Below are 25,443 nucleotides of genomic sequence, written 5' to 3'. Positions count from 1 at the left end.
AAAGGAATAAAATTGGATTTAAAAGAATCTATACTAACTCATATAGAAAAACTTGTTGGCGACTTAAAAGATAGCCAGGAATTAAAAGAAGTACTAAAAAGAAGATTTACAAAAAAAGAGTATAAAATTTTTATTGCCATTGAAGAAGGAGTATCATTAAAAGATATTTCAGAAAAACTTGGTGATGATGAAGATAGAATAAATGAACTATATAAATCAGCTTGTAAAAAATTAAATCAAGAAAAAATAAAACAAGAATTAGTTTACTAAGATTTTAAATTTTTGATAGGAGTATTCCTATCAAAAACTGCTATTACTAAAATTTTTTGTGTAAAAAAGACACAAAATAAAAAAATCATTCATTTTTTAAAAAAAATTCTTTCTTATTATAAAACAAATAAAAACAAGTTTTAAACGCATAAATTCCCATAAAATTGTATTTTTCTAAACATTTTAATAAGATAAAGTAATAATAGTACCATAATATATATTTATATAATAATGTACATAAATAAAGCTTATAGTTATACTTATATATAATTAATATTAATTTATTTAGAATCTTTAACAATAGATGTACAAGCTTTTTTAACTCCTAAGCTTCACTCATTTTGAATATTAGAAAAAGGAAAAATATGTCAGATTTTATTAAAGATTCTAATACTAATGAAACACAAAAAGTGATTAGTAGAAGAGACTTTTTCAAAAAAACTGGTGCCATGAGTGCAGTTGCAGCAAGTAGTGTTGTTGCTCCATCATTACTTAAAGCATCAGAAGATGACCCTGCAATTATGCACCACCCTAAATGGGGACAATCTTGGGGAGATCCAGTTACAAAAAATAGATATGGTATCCCTTCAGCTTATGAACACAATGTAACAAGAAGAAATACAAAACTTTTAGCTTCAGGTAATTATAGAGCTTCTATTGCTGTTGCACCAATTCATGAATCAGATGGAATTATCACTCCAAATGGTTTATTCTTTTCAAGATCTCATGGTGGAACTGCTCATGTTGATCCAAATGAGTATAGACTTATGATAACGGGACTAGTTGAAAAACCCATCGTACTAACACTTGCTCAATTAAAAAGATATCCAAGGGTAACAAGAACTCACTTTATTGAATGTCCTGCTAATGGTGGGCAAGAGTGGAGAAGACCTCAATACAACTCTTTACAATTTGCAAAAGGATTTATGTCATGTGCAGAGTGGACTGGTGTTTATATCAAAACTATTTTAGAAGATTTAGGATTAAAACCTGAAGCAAAATGGATGCTAGCAGAAGGTAGTGATAACTCAGAGATGGGAAGATCAGTTCCAGTAGAAAAAGTGTTAGATGATGCCATGATTGTTTGGGGACAAAATGGTGAAGCACTAAGACCAGAACAAGGTTATCCAGTTAGATTACTTCTTCCAGGTTGGGAAGGGAATCTATGTGTAAAATGGCTAAAAAGATTAGACTTTGCAGATGAACCTTGGTATGCAAAAGAGGAAACTTCAAAATATACAGCCCTTAAACCTACAGGAAAAGCTGTTCAACACTTCTATGCAAATGAAGTAAATTCAACAGTTGTAATACCAAGTCCTGAAAAACCATGGACAGATTTAGAAGATGGAACAATGGTTGAAATTGAAGGTTTAGCTTGGTCTGGTATGGGAACAATTACAAGAGTAGATTTATCATTTGATGGTGGGAATAACTATGTTGAAGCAAATATTAAAGGTTTAGTTCTTCCAAAATGTTGGACAAGATGGAGTTATATTCATAAATATAAAAAAGGTGAAAAACTTTTATTAACTTCAAGAGCAATTGATGATGCTGGATTTGTTCAACCAACTATAGACCAAGAAGTATTTGGGTTTGATGTAAAAAAAGAAGATTATGGAAAAGATAAAAATAAAGGTATGGGTGTTGAATCTGTTTACCATAGAAATGCAATTGAAACTTGGGAAGTAAATGAAAAAGGGGAGGTAAACCATGTTCAAGTTAGATCAATATAAAACATTAGTAGCTTCACTTATAACAGCTACTGCACTAATAACAGTTTCACAAGCAAAAGAATCTGAGACCTCAGCTTATAATGGCTTATGGAATGCACAAAAAGATATTAGTGGTGGAGTTTACTACCCTATTAAAGATGGTCAAACAGGACCATATAAAGTGAATCCTCAAGTGTATAAAAACTCAGATATTTCTAAAGGTGAAGATGGAATAAAAGCATCATTCAATCATGGTAGAGTACCCACAAAAAACGAATACAATGCTTGGAATAAAGATATCAATGGTTTAAATGAAGGTCTACCTGATGGATATGGATATGTTGATGAAGGTGAAATTCTTTATGAGCAACAATGTATCATGTGTCATGGTGACTTTGGTAGCGGTGGAGGTGGTTACCCTGCACTATCTGCTGGTAAAGCAAAAGAGATGAAAAGAACACTTAAAAACAATAGGTGGTTAAACCCAACGGCAGAAGGACCTTCTAGAGTATTTGGTTCATATTGGCCAGTTGCAAGTACTTTGTTTTGGTATATTAGAGATGCCATGCCTCATACTAAATCTAAAACACTAACTAATGATGAAACTTATTCTCTTGTAGCATATATGTTATATATCAATGGGATGAAAGTTAATGGTGAAATTGTAAATGAAACTTTTAAACTAGATAAAGAAAAGTTCAAGAAGATCTATATGCCAAATAGAAATGGATTTATTCCTGATATTGATGGACCTAATGGAGTTGAAAATGTTAGAGCATTCTACGAAGTACCATCAAACTATAGTGCAAAAAGATTAGCAAAAGATGAAAAACCATGTATGTCAAACTGTCAACAAACTAAAAATATTGTAAGACTTGAAGAAGGTGCTGGTATTACTGATTTTGAGCCTCCTATTTCAGTAGTAAGAGATTTACCTGTTGTAAAAAAAGATGATGCACACAAAGTGAGTTTTGATGCAAAAGCAGCTTATGAAGCAAATTGTACAATGTGTCATAACACTGGAGTTGCACCAAAAGCTGGTGATAAAGCTGCATGGTCTTCATACTTAGCAAAAGGGATGGAAAAAGTATATAAAAATGCTTTAGAAGGTACTAATATGGGTATGCCAGCAAAGGGTGGTTCTTCACTTAATGATGAAGAGTTTAAACAAGTTGTTGACTACATGTTGAAATTTTAAAAAGGAATATTAATGAATAGAAGAAATTTTTTAACTTTTGCAGGAAGTTTAATCGCACTTTCTGTAGTTCCTATGAATCTAAGAGCAACTGATTATAGAAAACTAAAACCAAAAGTATGGGAAGCTCATACAATTGATGATGCCACAAAAGCATTATATGGAGTAAAAGATGTAATTGAAACAGATAAAATTAAAATCAAAATTCCTAAAATCAATTCAAGTGGAGCAGCAGTTCCTGTTAAGTTTGAAACATCATTGGATGCAAAAACAGTTGCACTATTTCAAGATGCAAACCCAGAAAGTGCAGTTGCTGTTTATGAAACAAACAAATATGATTTACAAAAATATGATGTAAAAATTAAGATGGCTGAAAGTGGTACCGTTATGGTATTAGTTGAAGCAAAGGATGGGAAAATATACATGGCCAAAGCTGAAACAGAAGTTGCAGCTGGTGGATGTGAAGGGTAGGAAATAAAATGGCAAGAAATAAAATAACAGCAGTAAAAATTAAGATTAAAAATGGTGTAGCAACTGCAAAAATGGCATTTTCACACCCTATGATTACATATAATCAAGCAAAATCTAAAACAGGTAATAGGGATGATGCAAACTTTATCACTCACATAACTGGAAAAGTGGGAGAAGAAACAGTTCTTGATATTTCAACAAGTCAATTCTTTTCTAAAAACCCTATTTTTAAATTCCAGTTTAAATGTGATAGTTTCAAAATTGGAAGAAAATTAACAGGTAGAGAGTTAGACAATGGTATCAAGAGGAAAGATACAGAATATGGTGATTCTCTTAAAATTATTGCAATGGACAGAAAAGGTGAAACTTACGAAAAAGAAGTTGAACTTGCTGCAAGAAAAAGATAAAGGAAATATTATGAATAAAAGGTTTCTTTCGCTACTTAGTTTTCTAGCAATCTTCTTATTTGCAAACTTATCACAAGCTCTAGCTTCTCAAGATAAGTTAAGAGAAGATATTAGAATTTACAGTATGAAAAATAGTGATGGTAAAATCACTGCTAAAACAATTGAAAAAGCTTTCAAAGATACTGGTTTTGAAATAGTTGGTAACAATAATATGAATGTTGCTTTTGAAAAAAGATTTGGTGGTGGTAAAGATTTTAAAATCTATAGACTAATGTTTGTACATAATAAAAAATATGGTGCTAAACTTTTAAAAGACTATCCAGAATTTGGACTTTTAGCTCCATTAAGTACATCGGTATATTCAAAAGATGGTAAAACTATAAATATTTCATCTTTATCTTTGACAGGTATGTCCAGAATTTCAGGAGTTCCAAAAACAAATAAAGACTTAATTGCTTTACATGACCAAATGACAAGAGCTTTAAAAAAGGCATTACCTAAAGGTGAGTTTATTGAGCTAAGTTATAAAAAAATCAGACCTGATGGTGAGTTAGTTACTAGATTTGCCTTTGAACTAAAAGTTGAAGATGGTGATGATATCGAGGATGCAAAAGATAGTTATCAAGAAACGATGGAAGGGGAAATAGAATCATTAGGATTTATTGTTGCTGGATTCTACCCTGTAATTGATGACTTATCAGAAAATGATGTAGATGATTATGAACTATATGACACCTATTCTATTTGTAAACTAGAGGTTATCTATCCAGTTCATAAAAAACATCCAGAAGTGGGAGCCTTTGCACCTTGTACTATGTATATGTACAAGAAAAAAGGTGAAAAATTCACTAGAATGGGATATCCTTCAGTTTATAACTGGATTATGTCTACAAATATTTATGATGATGAATCATTAACTCCACTTATTGATGCTCAAGATCAATTAGAATCTGCAATAGATAGTACTATCGAATAAAAAAAGTCCAATTTATTTGGGCTTTTTTATAATCTTTTTTAGAGGTAATTATGAAATATATATTTAGTTTTTTACTTATACTTTTTTCAATTAATAGTTTTGCAAGTGACATTATAGATATTGATAAAAAAATAAAAGAGGCAAAAAAAGAAAACAAAGAACTTATGATATTTTTTCATATTCCAGATTGCCCTTATTGTGAAGCTATGCTTGATGAAAATTTTAAGAACAAGACAATAACGAAGTTGATTGAAGAAAATTTCATCTTAATTGATATCTATACTGCAAAGAAAGTAGATATCATTTTCAAAGATTTTAAAGGCTATCCAAAAGAGTTTGCAAAACATGTAAAAGCAACAGCATATCCAGCTACACTTTTTATGGATAGAGATTCAAATATATTTTATAGTGCAATTGGATATAGAAATGTTCAAGAATATATACATGAATTAAAATATATAATTACAAAAAACTATAAACAAATGCCACTTGATGAATTTGTTGTAAAAATGGAAATTGAAGATGAATTATAATGATAATATAAAATTTGATAAACTACCAGCTGTTGATGATATTGCTGGTGTTTTAGAAGATATTTTTAGTGTAAATCTTGATGTTACTGGTGGCTGGGCTTATGATAATAATTCTGCTTTAGAAGTTAACTCTTTAACTGTTCCCATTGAACAGTTTTTACATACCTTTGCTGCAATGAGAGCAAATGTTGAAATGAATTTAACACAAGATGATGAAAAACGTTATGCTGGTATAAATGTAAGTCAACTAGAACATAAAGAGTTTGAAGTAGAAAATAAAAAATATGACCTAGTTACTTTTAGAATAACTGCAATAAAGGAAAAAGATTATAACAATTTTATTCAAGAATATAAAGACAACTATGGAAAAGAGAGTTTTGATTTAAAAGAGCACTTTGAAAATCGAAATAAAGCTACAATCGAAATTTATAGTGACTTTTGGTTTATTTTTAAGTTTTAAATTACATAACAGATAAAAAAGTAAGCTCTTTATCTTCATTAGAAGCAACAGAGTTTTTACTTTTTTTGAATTTTGCTTTATCAAAGTTAATTAAAACCATTCCTGCAAATTTATCTTTTTTATAAAACTCTACTCTAAATACTTTACCTTTTTTATCAACAGAATAATTTTTTAATATTTTATGTTTTTTGATATTAATACCAACCTCATTTTTTTTGCCTTTTTTAACAAAGCCAATAACATTAACTCTGAAATCTTTTATAGGTTTAATTTCAAAGTCTGAATCAACATCAACAATAGAACCAATTTTGACAGCTTTTTCTTCTCCATCAATGTTCATTAAAATATTCTCGCTTAACTCTTCCATCTCAAAATAGTCTGGTTTTAGATTTGCTAATAATCTATTTCCATAATAGATACTAAAATAATTATTCTTTTTGATTATTGTCATCAAAGGATTTGAAGGTTTAAAATCTAAAGTCCCATCTTTTTTCACAGGGAAATAATTTAATACATTTCTAATCTCTGATAGAGGAAGTTGAATTTTGTCATCGTAAAAAGAGATATAAATATCATTGTCAATAACATCTTTTATTGCAACTAAATCTAAATCGAATTTTCTTTCAAATTCAATTCCCATAATTTGCATATATTTTTCTAATGCAAGAAGATGATAATATGTTCTTTCATATAAAGGTAAAGATTTGCTTGCTTCATTTCCAAAGGCAGCTTTTCCATTATTTATTGCAAAATAAGTTAGAGTTTTTTCCATCTCTTTATCACCCATTCTGGTATGAGTGTTTTTTACTCTATAAGCATCTCTTTCTCTTAATAAGTTCTTATTTACATGTTCACATACTACTGAAGAGATCTCTTCTAAGTTACCATAATTTTTAATATCTAAAGTAGTTTGATCTATAATTGAACTTTGTCCCCATCTATCAGGAGAAAAAGTCCAGTTTGTATACTCTTTTCTGTAAAAACCACTTCCATCATGTAAATTTAATACTAACTTTACCTCTGGTGCTTTTATATATTTTTTGATTCTTTGAACTAAATTATAGTCAGGATCATTTTCATCTAAATGGGCAAATTTTCTATTCATATCACCAAAAGGACCTCTATCTCTTTTTATAATTGAATAAAAATTTAAATTTGGTACAACCCAAACAGAACCTTTTGTAATTTTATAATGTGTTGAAATTAATGAAGCTGCCATAAAAGCACCGGGTTCATCACCTTGAATTCCACCAACAATTAATAGGGTATTATCATCTTGAATACCTTTTTTAATAAAATTAAAATCTATTACGGTGGTATTTGCGTAAAGGTTTTGTACAAATAAAATTGTAATTATTAATTTAAATAACCTTAACATGCCAAGGTTCATATCTTACTCCATCTTTGTTATTAATTGTATATCTCATATCTATATATTTCAGTTTTCTCATAGCTAAAAATTCTTGTGTTAAGGCAAATCTTGATGTAAAGTTTGCATGACCGAATCCTTTTTTCCCAACATCAAAATCACCAATTGTATGATAGGTATATGCTGGAGGAGCTAGAGACTTTGCAGCAACTGTAAAATTTCCATTTTCAGAATTTAATTTATCTAAAAATAGTTTTGTCTGTTTTACAATACTTCTAATACCTGAAGTCAAAACCATAGACTCACCAATATCATCAACCATTTTATAATAAGTTTCTTCTGAATGGCCTCTAAATAAGTAGTGTCCAGTATAAGGTATTTTTATAACTTCTTTATTGTTAATCTTATCTGTTAAATTTTTTGAAATTCTTTCCCCATAAAAGCCATGCATTTTAGGATCATAATAAAAAATAGATTCTAAAAATTCTAATTCTGATTTTGTAAATTGACCAATGCCACTTACATTTCTTGCAATTTTTAAACTATAATCAAATGAAGCTATATTAAAATTCCCATATCCTACATATGATTGAATTGCTGATAGTTTTTTTCTTACTGAAATAAAATCTTTTTTATACTTATCTTCAATATAAATATCTTTTTTTATTAAATTATTACTTTTTAATTCAGTTTTTTTCTCTTGAATGCTATCTACAATATTGCTTTCTTCTTCAATTATAGCTTCAGGAGTTTTCTCAATCTGCTCTTTAGTAATTATTATCTCTTTTTTTTCTAAAGTATCTTTATCTAAAACAACATATTTTTTTTCATCATCAAAAAATAGTTTTGAAAAAAAATCGCTAAAAATATTGCCTTCATCTGCTAAAAGGTTTTGCTTTGATGCATATAATAGTGCTGCTGCTTTAAAAAAATCTCTTCTTTGCATTTTTATAATACCATTTTAATATCTTTATGTTCGTCTAGTAACCTATGTATCTCTTTTCTATCATCATCACTATGAACTATTAATTCTATATTATAACTTTTAAATTTGCCTTTTTTACTAACATTAGATTCTTTCACTTTATGATCTCTTTCCCCAAAAACATCTTTTGAAATATATTGTACATTAATGCTTTCAATTATAACAATTTTATATTTCCAGTTACATGGGTAATCTAATTCTAGTTTATGTTTATTTAAATCAATCAAATCTATTCACCTCTTGTAAAATCGCCACTTTTCCCACCTGATTTTTTTTCTAGTTGAACATCAGATATAACCATTGATTTATCAATTGCTTTAACCATATCATAAATAGTTAAGAGTCCAACAGAAACACCAGTTAAGGCTTCCATTTCAACACCAGTTTGCCCAGTTAGTTTTGCTGTAACAAAAAGTTTAAAACCAGGAAGTGTTGGTATCTCTTCTACATCACAATTAATTCCACTTAATAAAAGAGGGTGACACATAGGGATTAAATCACTTGTTTTTTTAGTTCCCATAATTGCAGCAATAATCGCTGTTTGTAAAACTGGGCCTTTTTTTGTATTATTTTGAACAATTGCATCATATGCTTCTTGACTCATACTTATTTTTCCAGAAGCAACAGCTATTCTTGTTGTATCTGATTTTGAAGAAACGTCAACCATTTTTGGTCTATCATTATTATCTAAATGTGTTAATTCCAATTTATAAACCTTATTCTAAACTACCCGATTATATCTTTATAATAATTAAATAAAAATTAAGCAAAGTTTAAATATAATGAGCGCCTAAATTTAAAAAGAAAGAAGGTGAACTTTATATGCCAGGCATTAAAGTGAAAGAAAGCGAATCTTTTGACGAAGCTTACAGAAGGTTTAAGAAGCAATGTGATAGAAATCTTATTGTTACTGAAACTAGAGCTAGAAGATTTTTTGAGCCAATGACTGAAATCAGAAAAAAACAAAAAATTTCTGCTAGAAAGAAAATGCTTAAAAGATTATACATGCTTAGAAGATACGAATCAAGATTATAAGAATTCGTTTTCTACCAAAAGCCTCGATTTTATCGGGGCTTTTTTTTACTCAATTTTTCATTTAATTCTAAATATAAATACTTAACAACAATAATATTAAAATTGGACCTAATAGTCCAGCAACTAAACCAATTAAAATAAAATCTTTTGAATTTAACTTTCCAGATGAAAAAGCAATTGCATTAGGTGGAGTAGACACAGGAAGTATCATTGCACATGAAGCACATAAAGCCACACTAATTACCATATAAGAAACAATTGAGCTTCCCATACTACTAACTAGGGCAACAACTAAAGGTAACATAATATTTGTAGCAGCAGTATTACTCATAAAGTTTGATACTAGTATTACAATAAAAGTAAAAACTGAAGCAATAAAAAATAGAGCTAAGCCTTCTATACTAAATTGGGTTCCTATCCAAGCATCCAAACCTGTTTTAGTAACACCTGCACCTAAAGACAATCCACCAATTATAAGTATAATAACATCCCAATTAATCTCTTTTATATCATTATTATTAATTATCCCAAAAACAGTAAAAACAACAATTGGGAATAAAGACACAACAGGAGTTGGAATATGATGTAATGGTCCAGTAAGCCATAATGATACAGTAATTGAAAATACAATTATTACTAAACTCTTTTTCCAACTTGGTATTGTAGGAACTTTTGTAAATGTGTTTGTTGAATCATCAAAGTGAGAAACTTTTTTTACTTTGTTTATATCTATAATATCTTCATTTGACTTGTATTTTTTTAATATTAACCATCGAAATATTATTGTAAGTAAAACGGCTGGAGGTAAAGCAATTATCATCCATTCTACAAAGCTTGGTGCATTGTCACCTAATATCCCAACAGCAATTGCATTTGGAGGAGTACCGATAATTGTACCCATACCACCAATATTAGCGGCAACTACAATACCTATTAAAATACCTTTTTGAAAAGGGTTATCTTTATTCATATTTTTCAACATAGGAATTAAAAGTGTCATCATCATAGCAGTAGTTGCAGTATTTGATATAAACATAGATAATACAAAGGTTATTAACATCAAGCCTGTTAATATATTGTGTGGCTTATTTCCAAAATAAAATAATACTCTTTTTGCTAACCATAAATCTAATTTTGTTTTTGAAGCAGCTATTGCCATAATAAAACCAGCCATAAACAAAAATATCAATGGATTTGACCATGCTTTTAAATAATAGACCCATTCTTTATTAGAAGCATCAAAATCAAAATTGTGATAACCTAATAAAAGTATTTCAAGGGCTATTATTAAAAAAGAAACTGCAAAGGCTGGAATTGCTTCAGTCATCCATAAAAAAGCTGATATAAGCAATATAAATAGCATTAATGATGCATCATAGGATAAAAAAGAATAATCTGGGATAAATGTTAATAAAAATGCACCTAAAAAAGAAAATACAAATTTAAATATAGAATGTTTAACACTGTTTTTAAGTTTACTCTTTAAATCATTAATTATTAGTTTTGATTGTTGTTTCATACGAGATCTTGTAATTTTTATTTTGCGTATAATATTATAAAAAGGCTAAAAAAAAAGCTTCACCCAGATCAACTAAAAAGAGTTAACTAGAATGAAGCTTCAGAATTTGTCCCTGAAAAAGATGATAATCTTTTTTAGTACAAATATATACTCAAGAGCTGGCAGCGGCCTACGTTTCCACAAGGGGACCCTGCAGTATTATCAGCGCAGAAGTGCTTGACTTCCAGGTTCGGAATGGAGCTGGGTATTTCCACTTCGCTAAAACCACCAGCAATATGAGTAAAGAAAGTAATTAGTAATTGGTTACTAGTAATTAGTAACGTTACTCTCTTTACTCACATTAGGTTCTATGAGTTTTAAAAGTTAAATGTTAAAAGTCTTTGCGTTATTGCTAACGTCTTACACAATTTGTATTAAATGCTATACATTTAATAAGATAGTAAACCAAGAAATATATAAAATAAGCCAAACGATCTATTAGTACTAGTCAGCTAAACGTCTTACAACGCTTACACATCTAGCCTATCAACCAGCTAGTCTTGCTGGGATCTTCAGGGAAAGTTCATCTTAGAGTTGGCTTCGAGCTTAGATGCTTTCAGCTCTTATCACATCCGTACGTAGCTACCCAACGATGCCCTTGGCAGAACAATTGGTACACTAGTGGTACGTTCATCCCGGTCCTCTCGTACTAGGGACAAATCTCTTCAACTTTCCTACGCCCACGGAAGATAGGGACCGAACTGTCTCACGACGTTCTGAACCCAGCTCGCGTACCGCTTTAAATGGCGAACAGCCATACCCTTGGGACCTGCTCCAGCCCCAGGATGCGATGAGCCGACATCGAGGTGCCAAACCTCCCCGTCGATGTGAGCTCTTGGGGGAGATCAGCCTGTTATCCCCGGCGTACCTTTTATCCTTTGAGCGATGGCCCTTCCACACAGAACCACCGGATCACTATGACCGACTTTCGTCTCTGTTCGACTTGTATGTCTCACAGTCAAGCTAGTTTATGCCATTATACTCAACTGGCGATTTCCATCCGCCATGAACTAACCTTTGTAAGCCTCCGTTACTTTTTAGGAGGCGACCGCCCCAGTCAAACTACCCACCAGACATTGTCCTGAAGAAGGATAACTCCTCGCAGTTAGTAACTCAAATATTCAAGGGTGGTATCTCAAGGATGGCTCATCATAAACTGGCGTCTATGAATCAAAGCCTCCCACCTATCCTGCACATGAATATCCAAGCTACAGTGTCAAGCTGTAGTAAAGGTGCACGGGGTCTTTCCGTCTTTCCGCGGGTAGGAGGAATTTTCACCTCCACTACAATTTCACTGGATCCCTGGTTGAGACAGCTCCCATCTCGTTACGCCATTCATGCAGGTCGGTATTTAACCGACAAGGAATTTCGCTACCTTAGGACCGTTATAGTTACGGCCGCCGTTTACTCGGGCTTCAATCAAATGCTTCGCTTACGCTAACATCATCAGTTAACCTTCGAGCACCGGGCAGGCGTCACACCTTATACATCCACTTACGTGTTAGCAAAGTGCTGTGTTTTTGGTAAACAGTCGGGAGGGACTCTTTGTTGCAACCTCTTTAGCTTTTGAGAGTAAATCTCTATACCAAAGTAGGCACACCTTATACCGAAGATACGGTGCTAGTTTGCAGAGTTCCTTAACCAGGGTTCTTCCACGCGCCTTAGAATACTCATCCCACCCACCTGTGTCGGTTTACGGTACGGGCAACAAATAATATACTTAGTGGCTTTTCTTGGCACGACAGTATCATCGATTCTCAATCTGCTCCGAAGAGCGTCAAGAGCCTGTAAGATCTCGGTCTAATGTATCCCGGATTTGCCTAAGATACAACCTACTTCCTTCGAGCCACTATTCCATCAGTGACCTCGATTAACTCTATGCGTCCCCACATCGCGCTTATTTGTTGGTATTGAAATATTAATCAATTTGCCATCGTCTACCCCTTTCGGACTCGACTTAGGACCCGACTAACCCTACGATGACGAGCATCGCGTAGGAAACCTTGGGTTTTCGGCGAAGAGGATTCTCACCTCTTTTCTCGCTACTCATGCCTGCATGCTCACTTCTATCCGCTCCAACGCTCCTTACCGGTACATCTTCAACGCTGAATAGAACGCTCTCCTACCACTCAATTAATTGAGTCTAAAGCTTCGGTGCAATGTTTAGCCCCGTTATATTTTCCGCGCAGAATCACTAGACCAGTGAGCTGTTACGCTTTCTTTAAAGGGTGGCTGCTTCTAAGCCAACCTCCTGGTTGTCACAGTAACTCCACATCGTTTTCCACTTAACATTGACTTTGGGACCTTAGCTGTTAGTCTGGGTTGTTCCCCTCTCGACATAGGATTTTATCACCCTACGCCTGACTCCCTAGATTACACGTATAGTATTCGAAGTTTGATAGGGTTTGGTACCGCGGTAAGCAGCCCTAGCCCAGTCAGTGCTCTACCCCTATACGCTACTACTAGAGGCTATACCTAAATATATTTCGGAGAGAACCAGCTATCACGAAGTTTGATTGGCCTTTCACCCCTATCCACAAGTCATCCGAAGACTTTTCAACGCCTACCGGTTCGGTCCTCCACTAGCTCTTACACCAGCTTCAACCTGCTCATGGATAGATCACTTCGTTTCGGGTCTGCAGCATCTGACTAATTCGCCCTATTAAGACTCGCTTTCGCTACGGCTTCGCACTTGGCTTAACCTTGCCAGACACCACAACTCGCAGGCTCATTATGCAAAAGGCAGTCCGTCACCCTGTATAAAACATAGGGCTCCGAATGATTGTAAGCTAATGGTTTCAGGTTCTATTTCACTCCCCTCACTGGGGTACTTTTCACCTTTCCCTCACGGTACTTGTTCACTATCGATCTGTAAGTAGTATTTAGGGTTGGAGGGTGGTCCCCCCATATTCAGTCAAGATATCACGTGTCCCGACCTACTCGTTCCTTAGCCTAGTACCATATTAAAGATTTCGAATACAGGAGTATCACCTTCTATGCTTTACCTTTCCAGGTAATTCTTCTATCTTAAATATTATCACTAAGTGCCCTAATCCGGTTTCGCTCGCCGCTACTACCGGAATCTCGGTTGATTTCTATTCCTCTGGTTACTGAGATGTTTCACTTCACCAGGTTCGCCTCCTCGAAAGGATAACATGCATAACATGCTGGGTTGTCCCATTCGGAAATCACTGGATCAAAGCCTCTTGACGGCTCCCCAATGCTTATCGCAGTCTAGTACGTCCTTCATCGCCTCTTACAGTCTAGGCATCCACCATTAGCCCTTAATAGCTTATTAATAAAAGTATCTCTACTTCTACCTTATTTGAGAAATTAACTAATTAAAGTTAATTGCTTTATTTGAATAATTATTCCTTGGCTACTATCTTATTAAACATATTGCTATATTTAATAAAACAGTTGTGTCTATCATTAATTAGATATTTATCTCTAAATACCTGATTTAGATATGAAATTTTTTAATTTTTAAATTATCTTCATACGAAAGATTAATTTAAACGAAAAAAATTAAAGACTTTAACATTAAATTTTTAAATAACATTGTTACTATTGTAACAGTTTTGGTTCTTCTAAAACCAAATATAAATCTTATCTCTTTTAAGACTTATATTTAGCTTTCTTTATTTGGTTTATTCAATAGATGGTGGAGATAAGCGGGATCGAACCGCTGACCTCCTGCGTGCAAGGCAGGCGCTCTCCCAGCTGAGCTATATCCCCAACAATATATTAATAATCTTGTAAGATTATCTAAATCATGGTGGGCCTACCAGGACTTGAACCTGGGACCTCACGATTATCAGTCGAGCGCTCTAGCCAGCTGAGCTATAGGCCCATTTGTCACCTATTTTTTTAAATAATCTTTATAAACCGAACACAATAAACTATCTATTTTTTTTCTCATCTTTTTTGCTATCTCTATTTCGTGAGGATAGCTTCTGAGCTAAGAAACGAATCTTAGCTCTTTCTCTGAAAGGAGGTGATCCAACCGCAGGTTCTCCTACGGTTACCTTGTTACGACTTCACCCCAGTCGCTGAATCCACTGTGGAGGGTAGCTACTTTAGCATCCCCGCTTCGAATGAGTTCAACTCCCATGGTGTGACGGGCGGTGAGTACAAGACCCGGGAACGTATTCACCGTAGCATTGCTGATCTACGATTACTAGCGATTCCAACTTCAAGTAGTCGAGTTGCAGACTACTATCCGAACTGGGAGGCATTTTTGAGATTTGCTCCACATCACTGTATTGCTGCTCTTTGTATGCCCCATTGTAGCACGTGTGTAGCCCTGGACGTAAGGGCCATGATGACTTGACGTCGTCCTCACCTTCCTCCTACTTGCGTAGGCAGTCTCGTTAGAGTTCTCAGCCGAACTGTTAGCAACTAACGACGAGGGTTGCGCTCGTTGCGGGACTTAACCCAACATCTCACGACACGAGCTGACGACAGCCGTGCAGCACCTGTATATAAGTTTCTGCAAGCAGACACCAATCTATCTCTAAATTGTTCTTACTATGTCAAGTCCAGGTAAGGTTCTTCGCGTATCGTCGAATTAAACCACATGCTCCACCGCTTGTGCGGGTCCCCGTCTATTCCTTTGAGTTTTAATCTTGCGACCGTACTCCCCAGGCGGTACACTTAATGTGTTAACTGCATTACTGCTATGTCTAGCATAGCAACAACTAGTGTACATCGTTTAGGGCGTGGACTACCAGGGTATCTAATCCTGTTTGCTCCCCACGCTTTCGCGTCTCAGCGTCAATAATGTTCCAGTAGATCGCCTTCGCAATCGGTATTCCTTCTGATCTCTACGGATTTTACCCCTACACCAGAAATTCCATCTACCTCTCCCATATTCTAGATAGACAGTTTCAAAAGCAGTTCTATAGTTGAGCTATAGGATTTCACTTCTGACTTATCTATCCGCCTACACGCTCTTTACGCCCAGTGATTCCGAGTAACGCTTGCGCCCTCCGTATTACCGCGGCTGCTGGCACGGAGTTAGCCGGCGCTTATTCATATAGTACCGTCATTATCTTCCTATATAAAAGGAGTTTACGCTCCGAAAAGTGTCATCCTCCACGCGGCGTTGCTGCATCAGAGTTTCCTCCATTGTGCAATATTCCCCACTGCTGCCTCCCGTAGGAGTCTGGACCGTGTCTCAGTTCCAGTGTGACTGATCATCCTCTCAAACCAGTTAGGCGTCATTGACTTGGTGAGCCATTACCTCACCAACTATCTGATACCATACAGTCCCATCCTCGAGCACTAAAGCATTTCCCTTGCTGACTTATGTCATAAAGGCATATAGGGCATTAGCAGTCGTTTCCAACTGTTATTCCTTTCTCGAGGGCAGGTTAACTATATATTACTCACCCGTGCGCCACTTAGCTGACAGTTAAAGTAAACTTTAACCCGTTCTCGTTCGACTTGCATGTGTTAGGCACGCCGCCAGCGTTCACTCTGAGCCAGGATCAAACTCTCCATAATAAAAAGTTTAATCTTGACTATTATGTAACTCGTAGTTACAAAATAAATCTCAATTAGTAAAGCTAAGCTTTATGTTTAAATAGACAAGGATATGTTATTACCATATTCTTGTTTCGTGTTTTTTTCTCTACATCTTCATGTAGTAAATAGTTTTATCATATTCGGTTTATAAAGATTACTCTCTTAACAAACCTACTTATTGTTAAAGAACGTTTGATTCGATACTCTTAACATGTTTTTGTTAAGTGTGTCACTCAAATTGGACGGGAATTATAATAGATTTTTTATGCCTTGTCAAGGGTTTTTTCTAAAATGTAGCTTAAATTTTTAAAGTTTTCCGGTTTATTTCTTTTTATCACTAAATCTTCACTCTTTTTTTTATGAAGTAAGTTAAAAACAATCTCTAATTAATGAGGTTTTCTAAAGACTAGAAAATCATTTAGGAGAAGAATTATTAAGTTCAGCCCTAAAATCAAATAAATGGACAGTAATTACAGTATAGGGATTTATCTTAATAGTAACAGGATTAATAGGGACATTGATAACATTGTTGATGAGAAGAAGGTAAAAAATATTATAAAAGGGAGATTATAAAGTACTTATTTTAGTAAAACAAATAAGAGAATAAGAAAAATATATATAAGTAGTAAAAAATGAAGGCATAACAATTCTGGTAGAGCTAAAAAAAAGCCTCTATCTAAAATAACTAAAAAGTTAGAATAGATAAAGGCTTGTATAAATACTCAAGAGCTGGCAGCGGCCTACGTTTCCACAAGGGGACCCTGCAGTATTATCAGCGCAGAAGTGCTTGACTTCCAGGTTCGGAATGGAGCTGGGTATTTCCACTTCGCTAAAACCACCAGCAATATGAGTAAAGAAAGTAATTAGTAATTGGTTACTAGTAATTAGTAACGTTACTCTCTTTACTCACATTAGGTTCTATGAGTTTTAAAAGTTAAATGTTAAAAGTCTTTGCGTTATTGCTAACGTCTTACACAATTTGTATTAAATGCTATACATTTAATAAGATAGTAAACCAAGAAATATATAAAATAAGCCAAACGATCTATTAGTACTAGTCAGCTAAACGTCTTACAACGCTTACACATCTAGCCTATCAACCAGCTAGTCTTGCTGGGATCTTCAGGGAAAGTTCATCTTAGAGTTGGCTTCGAGCTTAGATGCTTTCAGCTCTTATCACATCCGTACGTAGCTACCCAACGATGCCCTTGGCAGAACAATTGGTACACTAGTGGTACGTTCATCCCGGTCCTCTCGTACTAGGGACAAATCTCTTCAACTTTCCTACGCCCACGGAAGATAGGGACCGAACTGTCTCACGACGTTCTGAACCCAGCTCGCGTACCGCTTTAAATGGCGAACAGCCATACCCTTGGGACCTGCTCCAGCCCCAGGATGCGATGAGCCGACATCGAGGTGCCAAACCTCCCCGTCGATGTGAGCTCTTGGGGGAGATCAGCCTGTTATCCCCGGCGTACCTTTTATCCTTTGAGCGATGGCCCTTCCACACAGAACCACCGGATCACTATGACCGACTTTCGTCTCTGTTCGACTTGTATGTCTCACAGTCAAGCTAGTTTATGCCATTATACTCAACTGGCGATTTCCATCCGCCATGAACTAACCTTTGTAAGCCTCCGTTACTTTTTAGGAGGCGACCGCCCCAGTCAAACTACCCACCAGACATTGTCCTGAAGAAGGATAACTCCTCGCAGTTAGTAACTCAAATATTCAAGGGTGGTATCTCAAGGATGGCTCATCATAAACTGGCGTCTATGAATCAAAGCCTCCCACCTATCCTGCACATGAATATCCAAGCTACAGTGTCAAGCTGTAGTAAAGGTGCACGGGGTCTTTCCGTCTTTCCGCGGGTAGGAGGAATTTTCACCTCCACTACAATTTCACTGGATCCCTGGTTGAGACAGCTCCCATCTCGTTACGCCATTCATGCAGGTCGGTATTTAACCGACAAGGAATTTCGCTACCTTAGGACCGTTATAGTTACGGCCGCCGTTTACTCGGGCTTCAATCAAATGCTTCGCTTACGCTAACATCATCAGTTAACCTTCGAGCACCGGGCAGGCGTCACACCTTATACATCCACTTACGTGTTAGCAAAGTGCTGTGTTTTTGGTAAACAGTCGGGAGGGACTCTTTGTTGCAACCTCTTTAGCTTTTGAGAGTAAATCTCTATACCAAAGTAGGCACACCTTATACCGAAGATACGGTGCTAGTTTGCAGAGTTCCTTAACCAGGGTTCTTCCACGCGCCTTAGAATACTCATCCCACCCACCTGTGTCGGTTTACGGTACGGGCAACAAATAATATACTTAGTGGCTTTTCTTGGCACGACAGTATCATCGATTCTCAATCTGCTCCGAAGAGCGTCAAGAGCCTGTAAGATCTCGGTCTAATGTATCCCGGATTTGCCTAAGATACAACCTACTTCCTTCGAGCCACTATTCCATCAGTGACCTCGATTAACTCTATGCGTCCCCACATCGCGCTTATTTGTTGGTATTGAAATATTAATCAATTTGCCATCGTCTACCCCTTTCGGACTCGACTTAGGACCCGACTAACCCTACGATGACGAGCATCGCGTAGGAAACCTTGGGTTTTCGGCGAAGAGGATTCTCACCTCTTTTCTCGCTACTCATGCCTGCATGCTCACTTCTATCCGCTCCAACGCTCCTTACCGGTACATCTTCAACGCTGAATAGAACGCTCTCCTACCACTCAATTAATTGAGTCTAAAGCTTCGGTGCAATGTTTAGCCCCGTTATATTTTCCGCGCAGAATCACTAGACCAGTGAGCTGTTACGCTTTCTTTAAAGGGTGGCTGCTTCTAAGCCAACCTCCTGGTTGTCACAGTAACTCCACATCGTTTTCCACTTAACATTGACTTTGGGACCTTAGCTGTTAGTCTGGGTTGTTCCCCTCTCGACATAGGATTTTATCACCCTACGCCTGACTCCCTAGATTACACGTATAGTATTCGAAGTTTGATAGGGTTTGGTACCGCGGTAAGCAGCCCTAGCCCAGTCAGTGCTCTACCCCTATACGCTACTACTAGAGGCTATACCTAAATATATTTCGGAGAGAACCAGCTATCACGAAGTTTGATTGGCCTTTCACCCCTATCCACAAGTCATCCGAAGACTTTTCAACGCCTACCGGTTCGGTCCTCCACTAGCTCTTACACCAGCTTCAACCTGCTCATGGATAGATCACTTCGTTTCGGGTCTGCAGCATCTGACTAATTCGCCCTATTAAGACTCGCTTTCGCTACGGCTTCGCACTTGGCTTAACCTTGCCAGACACCACAACTCGCAGGCTCATTATGCAAAAGGCAGTCCGTCACCCTGTATAAAACATAGGGCTCCGAATGATTGTAAGCTAATGGTTTCAGGTTCTATTTCACTCCCCTCACTGGGGTACTTTTCACCTTTCCCTCACGGTACTTGTTCACTATCGATCTGTAAGTAGTATTTAGGGTTGGAGGGTGGTCCCCCCATATTCAGTCAAGATATCACGTGTCCCGACCTACTCGTTCCTTAGCCTAGTACCATATTAAAGATTTCGAATACAGGAGTATCACCTTCTATGCTTTACCTTTCCAGGTAATTCTTCTATCTTAAATATTATCACTAAGTGCCCTAATCCGGTTTCGCTCGCCGCTACTACCGGAATCTCGGTTGATTTCTATTCCTCTGGTTACTGAGATGTTTCACTTCACCAGGTTCGCCTCCTCGAAAGGATAACATGCATAACATGCTGGGTTGTCCCATTCGGAAATCACTGGATCAAAGCCTCTTGACGGCTCCCCAATGCTTATCGCAGTCTAGTACGTCCTTCATCGCCTCTTACAGTCTAGGCATCCACCATTAGCCCTTAATAGCTTATTAATAAAAGTATCTCTACTTCTACCTTATTTGAGAAATTAACTAATTAAAGTTAATTGCTTTATTTGAATAATTATTCCTTGGCTACTATCTTATTAAACATATTGCTATATTTAATAAAACAGTTGTGTCTATCATTAATTAGATATTTATCTCTAAATACCTGATTTAGATATGAAATTTTTTAATTTTTAAATTATCTTCATACGAAAGATTAATTTAAACGAAAAAAATTAAAGACTTTAACATTAAATTTTTAAATAACATTGTTACTATTGTAACAGTTTTGGTTCTTCTAAAACCAAATATAAATCTTATCTCTTTTAAGACTTATATTTAGCTTTCTTTATTTGGTTTATTCAATAGATGGTGGAGATAAGCGGGATCGAACCGCTGACCTCCTGCGTGCAAGGCAGGCGCTCTCCCAGCTGAGCTATATCCCCAACAATATATTAATAATCTTGTAAGATTATCTAAATCATGGTGGGCCTACCAGGACTTGAACCTGGGACCTCACGATTATCAGTCGAGCGCTCTAGCCAGCTGAGCTATAGGCCCATTTGTCACCTATTTTTTTAAATAATCTTTATAAACCGAACACAATAAACTATCTATTTTTTTTCTCATCTTTTTTGCTATCTCTATTTCGTGAGGATAGCTTCTGAGCTAAGAAACGAATCTTAGCTCTTTCTCTGAAAGGAGGTGATCCAACCGCAGGTTCTCCTACGGTTACCTTGTTACGACTTCACCCCAGTCGCTGAATCCACTGTGGAGGGTAGCTACTTTAGCATCCCCGCTTCGAATGAGTTCAACTCCCATGGTGTGACGGGCGGTGAGTACAAGACCCGGGAACGTATTCACCGTAGCATTGCTGATCTACGATTACTAGCGATTCCAACTTCAAGTAGTCGAGTTGCAGACTACTATCCGAACTGGGAGGCATTTTTGAGATTTGCTCCACATCACTGTATTGCTGCTCTTTGTATGCCCCATTGTAGCACGTGTGTAGCCCTGGACGTAAGGGCCATGATGACTTGACGTCGTCCTCACCTTCCTCCTACTTGCGTAGGCAGTCTCGTTAGAGTTCTCAGCCGAACTGTTAGCAACTAACGACGAGGGTTGCGCTCGTTGCGGGACTTAACCCAACATCTCACGACACGAGCTGACGACAGCCGTGCAGCACCTGTATATAAGTTTCTGCAAGCAGACACCAATCTATCTCTAAATTGTTCTTACTATGTCAAGTCCAGGTAAGGTTCTTCGCGTATCGTCGAATTAAACCACATGCTCCACCGCTTGTGCGGGTCCCCGTCTATTCCTTTGAGTTTTAATCTTGCGACCGTACTCCCCAGGCGGTACACTTAATGTGTTAACTGCATTACTGCTATGTCTAGCATAGCAACAACTAGTGTACATCGTTTAGGGCGTGGACTACCAGGGTATCTAATCCTGTTTGCTCCCCACGCTTTCGCGTCTCAGCGTCAATAATGTTCCAGTAGATCGCCTTCGCAATCGGTATTCCTTCTGATCTCTACGGATTTTACCCCTACACCAGAAATTCCATCTACCTCTCCCATATTCTAGATAGACAGTTTCAAAAGCAGTTCTATAGTTGAGCTATAGGATTTCACTTCTGACTTATCTATCCGCCTACACGCTCTTTACGCCCAGTGATTCCGAGTAACGCTTGCGCCCTCCGTATTACCGCGGCTGCTGGCACGGAGTTAGCCGGCGCTTATTCATATAGTACCGTCATTATCTTCCTATATAAAAGGAGTTTACGCTCCGAAAAGTGTCATCCTCCACGCGGCGTTGCTGCATCAGAGTTTCCTCCATTGTGCAATATTCCCCACTGCTGCCTCCCGTAGGAGTCTGGACCGTGTCTCAGTTCCAGTGTGACTGATCATCCTCTCAAACCAGTTAGGCGTCATTGACTTGGTGAGCCATTACCTCACCAACTATCTGATACCATACAGTCCCATCCTCGAGCACTAAAGCATTTCCCTTGCTGACTTATGTCATAAAGGCATATAGGGCATTAGCAGTCGTTTCCAACTGTTATTCCTTTCTCGAGGGCAGGTTAACTATATATTACTCACCCGTGCGCCACTTAGCTGACAGTTAAAGTAAACTTTAACCCGTTCTCGTTCGACTTGCATGTGTTAGGCACGCCGCCAGCGTTCACTCTGAGCCAGGATCAAACTCTCCATAATAAAAAGTTTAATCTTGACTATTATGTAACTCGTAGTTACAAAATAAATCTCAATTAGTAAAGCTAAGCTTTATGTTTAAATAGACAAGGATATGTTATTACCATATTCTTGTTTCGTGTTTTTTTCTCTACATCTTCATGTAGTAAATAGTTTTATCATATTCGGTTTATAAAGATTACTCTCTTAACAAACCTACTTATTGTTAAAGAACGTTTGATTCGATACTCTTAACATGTTTTTGTTAAGTGTGTCACTCAAATTGGACGGGAATTATAATAGATTTTTTATGCCTTGTCAAGGGTTTTTTCTAAAATATAGCTTAAATTTTTAAAGTTTTCCGGTTTCTCCAGTTTTTAGTTGTTTTTAATTTTTATCATTATTAATATATATAAATATATTTATAAAATGAATATAACTTCATTTATTAAAGAATTTATTAAGGGTAACATATTAAAATGTCAAAAAATTAGAAAGGAATACAATGTATAACAGAGATTATCTTACACAAGACACATCTCAATACAGCTCTAATGTAGATTCATCAAGAGCACAGTTAATGAGCTTTTTAAAAGCAACTTATCAGCTATTCGCTGGTTCTTTACTTGCAGCAACGGCAGGTGCTTATATCGGATTAGATATGGTGTCTACAATAGCAAGCTGGTATTGGGGGTTAGTAATACTTGAATTTATTCTTTTATTTGCACTTTTTGCAGTAAAAAATAAACCAGGTATAAATTTAGCGGTTTTATTTGGATTTACTTTTATAAGTGGTTTAACAATTACACCATTATTAAGTAATATTCTTATGATGCCTTCAGGTGCTTCAATTGTAGCTCAATCATTTTTAATGACTTCTGTTGCATTTGGTGGTATTTCAATGTTTGCAATGACAACAAAAAGAGATTTCTCAGGTATGGGGAAAATGCTATTTATTGCATTAATTATCTTAATTGTTGGATCTATTTCAAATATTTTCTTTCAATCTCCACTTTTACAGTTAGGTATTGCAGGAGTTGGTGCATTATTATTCTCTGCATTTATTCTTTATGATACACAACAAATTATCAGAGGTGGATTTGAAACACCAATTGAAGCTGCTATTGCTTTATATTTAGATTTCTTTAATCTATTTGTATCTTTATTACAAATTTTTGGAATCTTAAATAGCGACGAATAATAAATATAAATAGCTTCGATTTTCGAAGCTATTTTATTCTACAATACTTTCTATGGAAGAAAAAAACAATCTAAGACTTATTGATGCTAATTTAAATCGCCTTCGTGAAGGTATTCGTGTTGTTGAGGATATCTTTAGATATATCTATAATGACAAAGAAACTGCCCTTAAACTAAAAAGTTTAAGACACAAAGCAAGAACCTCAAACTACAATCAACTTTTAGAAACAAGAGATGTACAAAATGATGTTTTAAGAGCTTCTATAAAAAGTGAACAAAATCGTGATGATTTAAACTCTATATTAATTGCTAACTTTAAAAGAGCCCAAGAGAGTGCAAGAGTTCTTGAAGAGTTTTGTAAATTAATTTCAATAGAAGATAGTGAAAATTTCAAATATATAAGATATGAACTTTATATTTTAGAAACAGTTTTAACAAATATAACTTCAAACTCTAAATAGTTTGGAGTATATTCTTTATAAAGTTTTTTTGCCATTTTAAAATCTAAATTTGAAGAGCCACCACTAACACCAGATTTTTTAATATAATCAAATAGATCTTTTTTATTATCAAACTCAATATTATAGTTATGAATCTCAAATTCACAAGTAAAACTATTCGTAAATGCTTCTTTTATTTTTTCAACTGATAAAATAGGAGATTCTGTTTTTGTAATCTCTTGAATTGTTTTAAAAGTATTAGAAGTGAATAAAACAGCATTTATTTCATTTGTACAAAGGCTAAGTTTTTTTACAAGCTTTTTTAAATCCTTTGACCACTGCATTGCAGAAGAGGATAAAATCATATCAAATTTTTTGTTTTTTAAAAAGGCTTCAAATTCACTTGAATCAAAATCAAAACAATTTATCTCTATATTCCCACCCCTTGGATGAAGTTTACACATAGAAGGAGAAAAGTCAATTGCATCGTATTTTTCAATTTGCCAATCAATATATTTGAATACTTGTCCAGAACCACAACCTATTTCTAAAATTTTTTTTGGTTTTGATTTTATATCACGAATAAGAGCTTTTGCAGCTATTTGTTGGATTATATTGAAGTTGTTATATTCTTTTGCGTATTTAGAAAACTCGTTTTTTACAGACATGGAAAGCATTTTAACCTTTTTTTAATAAAATTTTAGTAAAATACAATCCATTTTTTTAAAGGAAACTTAATATGACATCAACACTATTGATAATTCAGTTCATTTTAGCAGTTGCAATTACTATTTCAATCTTATTACAAAAGAGTTCAAGTATTGGACTTGGAGCATATAGCGGAAGTAATGATTCATTATTTGGAGCAAAAGGGCCAGCAAACTTTTTAAGTAAAGCAACAATGTTTTTAGGACTTTTATTTGTTATAAATACAGTAACTTTAGGTTACTTATATAATCAAGAAAAACTTGAAAGTGCCGTTGATAGTGTTAAAACTGATACTTTAATTCCTACTACTCCAGTACAACAAACTGCACCTGCAGCACCAGTTGCACCTGCTGCACCAGTAGTACCAGAACAACCACAAAACAACTAATACCCTATATAGAAATTATGATATGCCTTCCTGGCATATCACAATAAAAACTCCTAAAATTCTTTATATAAAACTTATCATATGTTTAAAATGGTATAATCTTGTTCGATTTT

The 25,443-nt window shown here is 35.5% G+C and carries 18 protein-coding genes, 4 tRNA genes and 6 rRNA genes; 12 read left to right on the top strand and 16 right to left on the bottom strand.

Going from position 1 to position 25,443, the window contains the following annotated elements:
• Positions 1–12 precede the first annotated feature (12 nt).
• From AC2TY9_RS04220 to AC2TY9_RS04185, 8 genes are all read left to right on the top strand, one after another.
• Complete coding sequence (locus AC2TY9_RS04220; protein WP_489779684.1) at positions 13–270, top strand: hypothetical protein; 258 nt, start codon at positions 13–15, stop codon at positions 268–270.
• Between the two features lie 365 nt (positions 271–635).
• On the top strand, positions 636–2,003 hold the full coding sequence (gene soxC, locus AC2TY9_RS04215; protein ID WP_489779683.1) for a sulfite dehydrogenase: 1,368 nt from the start codon (positions 636–638) through the stop codon (positions 2,001–2,003).
• Positions 1,981–3,180: a c-type cytochrome gene (locus AC2TY9_RS04210; RefSeq protein ID WP_489779682.1), complete on the top strand. Its 1,200-nt coding sequence runs from the start codon at positions 1,981–1,983 to the stop codon at positions 3,178–3,180. Before soxC ends, AC2TY9_RS04210 begins: the two co-directional genes overlap by 23 nt.
• Before the next feature lie 12 nt (positions 3,181–3,192).
• Positions 3,193–3,648, top strand: coding sequence for a thiosulfate oxidation carrier protein SoxY (locus tag AC2TY9_RS04205; protein WP_489779681.1), 456 nt, complete (start codon positions 3,193–3,195; stop codon positions 3,646–3,648).
• Between the two features lie 8 nt (positions 3,649–3,656).
• Entirely contained in the window at positions 3,657–4,055 is a 399-nt protein-coding gene (locus AC2TY9_RS04200; protein ID WP_489779680.1) for a thiosulfate oxidation carrier complex protein SoxZ, read from the top strand.
• A gap of 10 nt (positions 4,056–4,065) precedes the next feature.
• Positions 4,066–5,031 carry a DUF302 domain-containing protein gene (locus tag AC2TY9_RS04195; protein ID WP_489779679.1) on the top strand — a complete coding sequence of 322 codons (966 nt, stop codon included), beginning with the start codon at positions 4,066–4,068 and terminating at the stop codon, positions 5,029–5,031.
• A gap of 50 nt (positions 5,032–5,081) precedes the next feature.
• Positions 5,082–5,564 carry a thioredoxin family protein gene (locus AC2TY9_RS04190; protein ID WP_489779678.1) on the top strand — a complete coding sequence of 161 codons (483 nt, stop codon included), beginning with the start codon at positions 5,082–5,084 and terminating at the stop codon, positions 5,562–5,564.
• Positions 5,554–6,024: a hypothetical protein gene (locus AC2TY9_RS04185; RefSeq protein WP_489779677.1), complete on the top strand. Its 471-nt coding sequence runs from the start codon at positions 5,554–5,556 to the stop codon at positions 6,022–6,024. The genes AC2TY9_RS04190 and AC2TY9_RS04185 overlap by 11 nt, the downstream gene beginning before the upstream one ends.
• A 1-nt stretch (position 6,025) precedes the next feature.
• On the opposite strand, the gene AC2TY9_RS04180 is transcribed toward AC2TY9_RS04185, so the two are convergent.
• From AC2TY9_RS04180 to moaC, 4 genes are read right to left on the bottom strand one after another with little or no spacing between them, the layout of a single operon-like run.
• Complete coding sequence (locus AC2TY9_RS04180; protein WP_489779676.1) at positions 6,026–7,414, bottom strand: M14 family metallopeptidase; 1,389 nt, start codon at positions 7,412–7,414, stop codon at positions 6,026–6,028.
• Positions 7,386–8,339: a M15 family metallopeptidase gene (locus AC2TY9_RS04175; protein WP_489779675.1), complete on the bottom strand. Its 954-nt coding sequence runs from the start codon at positions 8,337–8,339 to the stop codon at positions 7,386–7,388. The genes AC2TY9_RS04180 and AC2TY9_RS04175 overlap by 29 nt, the downstream gene beginning before the upstream one ends.
• A gap of 2 nt (positions 8,340–8,341) precedes the next feature.
• Positions 8,342–8,605, bottom strand: a complete 264-nt coding sequence (locus tag AC2TY9_RS04170; RefSeq protein WP_489779674.1) for an HP0495 family protein — start codon at positions 8,603–8,605, stop codon at positions 8,342–8,344.
• Positions 8,606–8,607: 2 nt separating this feature from the next.
• The gene (gene moaC, locus AC2TY9_RS04165; protein ID WP_489779673.1) at positions 8,608–9,084 is read right to left on the bottom strand and encodes a cyclic pyranopterin monophosphate synthase MoaC; all 477 of its coding nucleotides are present in this window, start codon (positions 9,082–9,084) and stop codon (positions 8,608–8,610) included.
• Positions 9,085–9,200: 116 nt separating this feature from the next.
• Here moaC and rpsU point away from each other — a divergent pair, with 116 nt between their 5' ends.
• Positions 9,201–9,413 carry a 30S ribosomal protein S21 gene (gene rpsU, locus AC2TY9_RS04160; protein ID WP_489779672.1) on the top strand — a complete coding sequence of 71 codons (213 nt, stop codon included), beginning with the start codon at positions 9,201–9,203 and terminating at the stop codon, positions 9,411–9,413.
• Positions 9,414–9,480: 67 nt separating this feature from the next.
• Here rpsU and AC2TY9_RS04155 read toward each other — a convergent pair whose 3' ends face one another.
• The 11 genes from AC2TY9_RS04155 to AC2TY9_RS04105 all read right to left on the bottom strand — a co-directional run bounded on the left by AC2TY9_RS04155 (position 9,481) and on the right by AC2TY9_RS04105 (position 22,618).
• Entirely contained in the window at positions 9,481–10,932 is a 1,452-nt protein-coding gene (locus AC2TY9_RS04155) for an SLC13 family permease (protein ID WP_489779671.1), read from the bottom strand.
• Between the two features lie 156 nt (positions 10,933–11,088).
• A 5S ribosomal RNA gene (rrf, locus tag AC2TY9_RS04150) occupies positions 11,089–11,204 on the bottom strand.
• A 184-nt stretch (positions 11,205–11,388) separates the two neighbouring features.
• Positions 11,389–14,269: ribosomal RNA gene (locus AC2TY9_RS04145) — 23S ribosomal RNA — on the bottom strand.
• Positions 14,270–14,633: 364 nt separating this feature from the next.
• Positions 14,634–14,709: transfer RNA gene (locus AC2TY9_RS04140), tRNA-Ala, on the bottom strand.
• Between the two features lie 38 nt (positions 14,710–14,747).
• Positions 14,748–14,824 (bottom strand) — tRNA-Ile (locus AC2TY9_RS04135).
• Between the two features lie 137 nt (positions 14,825–14,961).
• Positions 14,962–16,479, bottom strand: a 16S ribosomal RNA gene (locus AC2TY9_RS04130).
• A 748-nt stretch (positions 16,480–17,227) separates the two neighbouring features.
• Positions 17,228–17,343: ribosomal RNA gene (gene rrf, locus AC2TY9_RS04125) — 5S ribosomal RNA — on the bottom strand.
• Positions 17,344–17,527: 184 nt separating this feature from the next.
• Positions 17,528–20,408 (bottom strand): 23S ribosomal RNA (locus AC2TY9_RS04120).
• A 364-nt stretch (positions 20,409–20,772) separates the two neighbouring features.
• Positions 20,773–20,848: transfer RNA gene (locus tag AC2TY9_RS04115), tRNA-Ala, on the bottom strand.
• A gap of 38 nt (positions 20,849–20,886) precedes the next feature.
• Positions 20,887–20,963 (bottom strand) — tRNA-Ile (locus AC2TY9_RS04110).
• Positions 20,964–21,100: 137 nt separating this feature from the next.
• Positions 21,101–22,618 (bottom strand): 16S ribosomal RNA (locus AC2TY9_RS04105).
• Together the 16S, 23S and 5S rRNA genes with 4 tRNA genes alongside form the textbook arrangement of a ribosomal RNA operon.
• Before the next feature lie 481 nt (positions 22,619–23,099).
• Between AC2TY9_RS04105 and AC2TY9_RS04100 the strand changes: the two genes are divergently transcribed.
• Positions 23,100–23,795 carry a Bax inhibitor-1/YccA family protein gene (locus tag AC2TY9_RS04100; protein ID WP_489779670.1) on the top strand — a complete coding sequence of 232 codons (696 nt, stop codon included), beginning with the start codon at positions 23,100–23,102 and terminating at the stop codon, positions 23,793–23,795.
• Between the two features lie 52 nt (positions 23,796–23,847).
• On the top strand, positions 23,848–24,255 hold the full coding sequence (locus tag AC2TY9_RS04095) for a thiamine-phosphate pyrophosphorylase (RefSeq protein WP_489779669.1): 408 nt from the start codon (positions 23,848–23,850) through the stop codon (positions 24,253–24,255).
• Here the strand turns inward: AC2TY9_RS04095 and AC2TY9_RS04090 are convergent.
• Positions 24,207–24,902, bottom strand: coding sequence for a methyltransferase (locus AC2TY9_RS04090; RefSeq protein WP_489779668.1), 696 nt, complete (start codon positions 24,900–24,902; stop codon positions 24,207–24,209). The two genes, AC2TY9_RS04095 and AC2TY9_RS04090, sit on opposite strands and share 49 nt — an antisense overlap.
• A gap of 71 nt (positions 24,903–24,973) precedes the next feature.
• On the opposite strand from AC2TY9_RS04090, the gene secG reads away from it, so the two are divergent.
• Positions 24,974–25,330 carry a preprotein translocase subunit SecG gene (secG, locus tag AC2TY9_RS04085; RefSeq protein WP_489779667.1) on the top strand — a complete coding sequence of 119 codons (357 nt, stop codon included), beginning with the start codon at positions 24,974–24,976 and terminating at the stop codon, positions 25,328–25,330.
• Positions 25,331–25,443: the final 113 nt, after the last annotated feature.

Source organism: Arcobacter sp. ISO1, assembly GCF_058105185.1.
Note: the sequence above shows the minus strand (reverse complement) of the source record. Positions and strands in the feature narration are given on the sequence as shown.

What these genes read in the sequence shown, in the direction of transcription:
- soxC (WP_489779683.1), top strand. Translation starts at nt 636, where the DNA reads ATGTCAGATTTTATTAAAGATTCTAATACTAATGAAACACAAAAAGTG.
- AC2TY9_RS04210 (WP_489779682.1), top strand. Translation starts at nt 1,981, where the DNA reads ATGTTCAAGTTAGATCAATATAAAACATTAGTAGCTTCACTTATAACA.
- AC2TY9_RS04205 (WP_489779681.1), top strand. Translation starts at nt 3,193, where the DNA reads ATGAATAGAAGAAATTTTTTAACTTTTGCAGGAAGTTTAATCGCACTT.
- AC2TY9_RS04200 (WP_489779680.1), top strand. Translation starts at nt 3,657, where the DNA reads ATGGCAAGAAATAAAATAACAGCAGTAAAAATTAAGATTAAAAATGGT.
- AC2TY9_RS04195 (WP_489779679.1), top strand. Translation starts at nt 4,066, where the DNA reads ATGAATAAAAGGTTTCTTTCGCTACTTAGTTTTCTAGCAATCTTCTTA.
- AC2TY9_RS04190 (WP_489779678.1), top strand. Translation starts at nt 5,082, where the DNA reads ATGAAATATATATTTAGTTTTTTACTTATACTTTTTTCAATTAATAGT.
- AC2TY9_RS04185 (WP_489779677.1), top strand. Translation starts at nt 5,554, where the DNA reads ATGAATTATAATGATAATATAAAATTTGATAAACTACCAGCTGTTGAT.
- AC2TY9_RS04180 (WP_489779676.1), bottom strand. Translation starts at nt 7,414, where the DNA reads ATGAACCTTGGCATGTTAAGGTTATTTAAATTAATAATTACAATTTTA.
- AC2TY9_RS04175 (WP_489779675.1), bottom strand. Translation starts at nt 8,339, where the DNA reads ATGCAAAGAAGAGATTTTTTTAAAGCAGCAGCACTATTATATGCATCA.
- rpsU (WP_489779672.1), top strand. Translation starts at nt 9,201, where the DNA reads ATGCCAGGCATTAAAGTGAAAGAAAGCGAATCTTTTGACGAAGCTTAC.
- AC2TY9_RS04155 (WP_489779671.1), bottom strand. Translation starts at nt 10,932, where the DNA reads ATGAAACAACAATCAAAACTAATAATTAATGATTTAAAGAGTAAACTT.
- AC2TY9_RS04100 (WP_489779670.1), top strand. Translation starts at nt 23,100, where the DNA reads ATGTATAACAGAGATTATCTTACACAAGACACATCTCAATACAGCTCT.
- AC2TY9_RS04095 (WP_489779669.1), top strand. Translation starts at nt 23,848, where the DNA reads ATGGAAGAAAAAAACAATCTAAGACTTATTGATGCTAATTTAAATCGC.
- AC2TY9_RS04090 (WP_489779668.1), bottom strand. Translation starts at nt 24,902, where the DNA reads ATGTCTGTAAAAAACGAGTTTTCTAAATACGCAAAAGAATATAACAAC.
- secG (WP_489779667.1), top strand. Translation starts at nt 24,974, where the DNA reads ATGACATCAACACTATTGATAATTCAGTTCATTTTAGCAGTTGCAATT.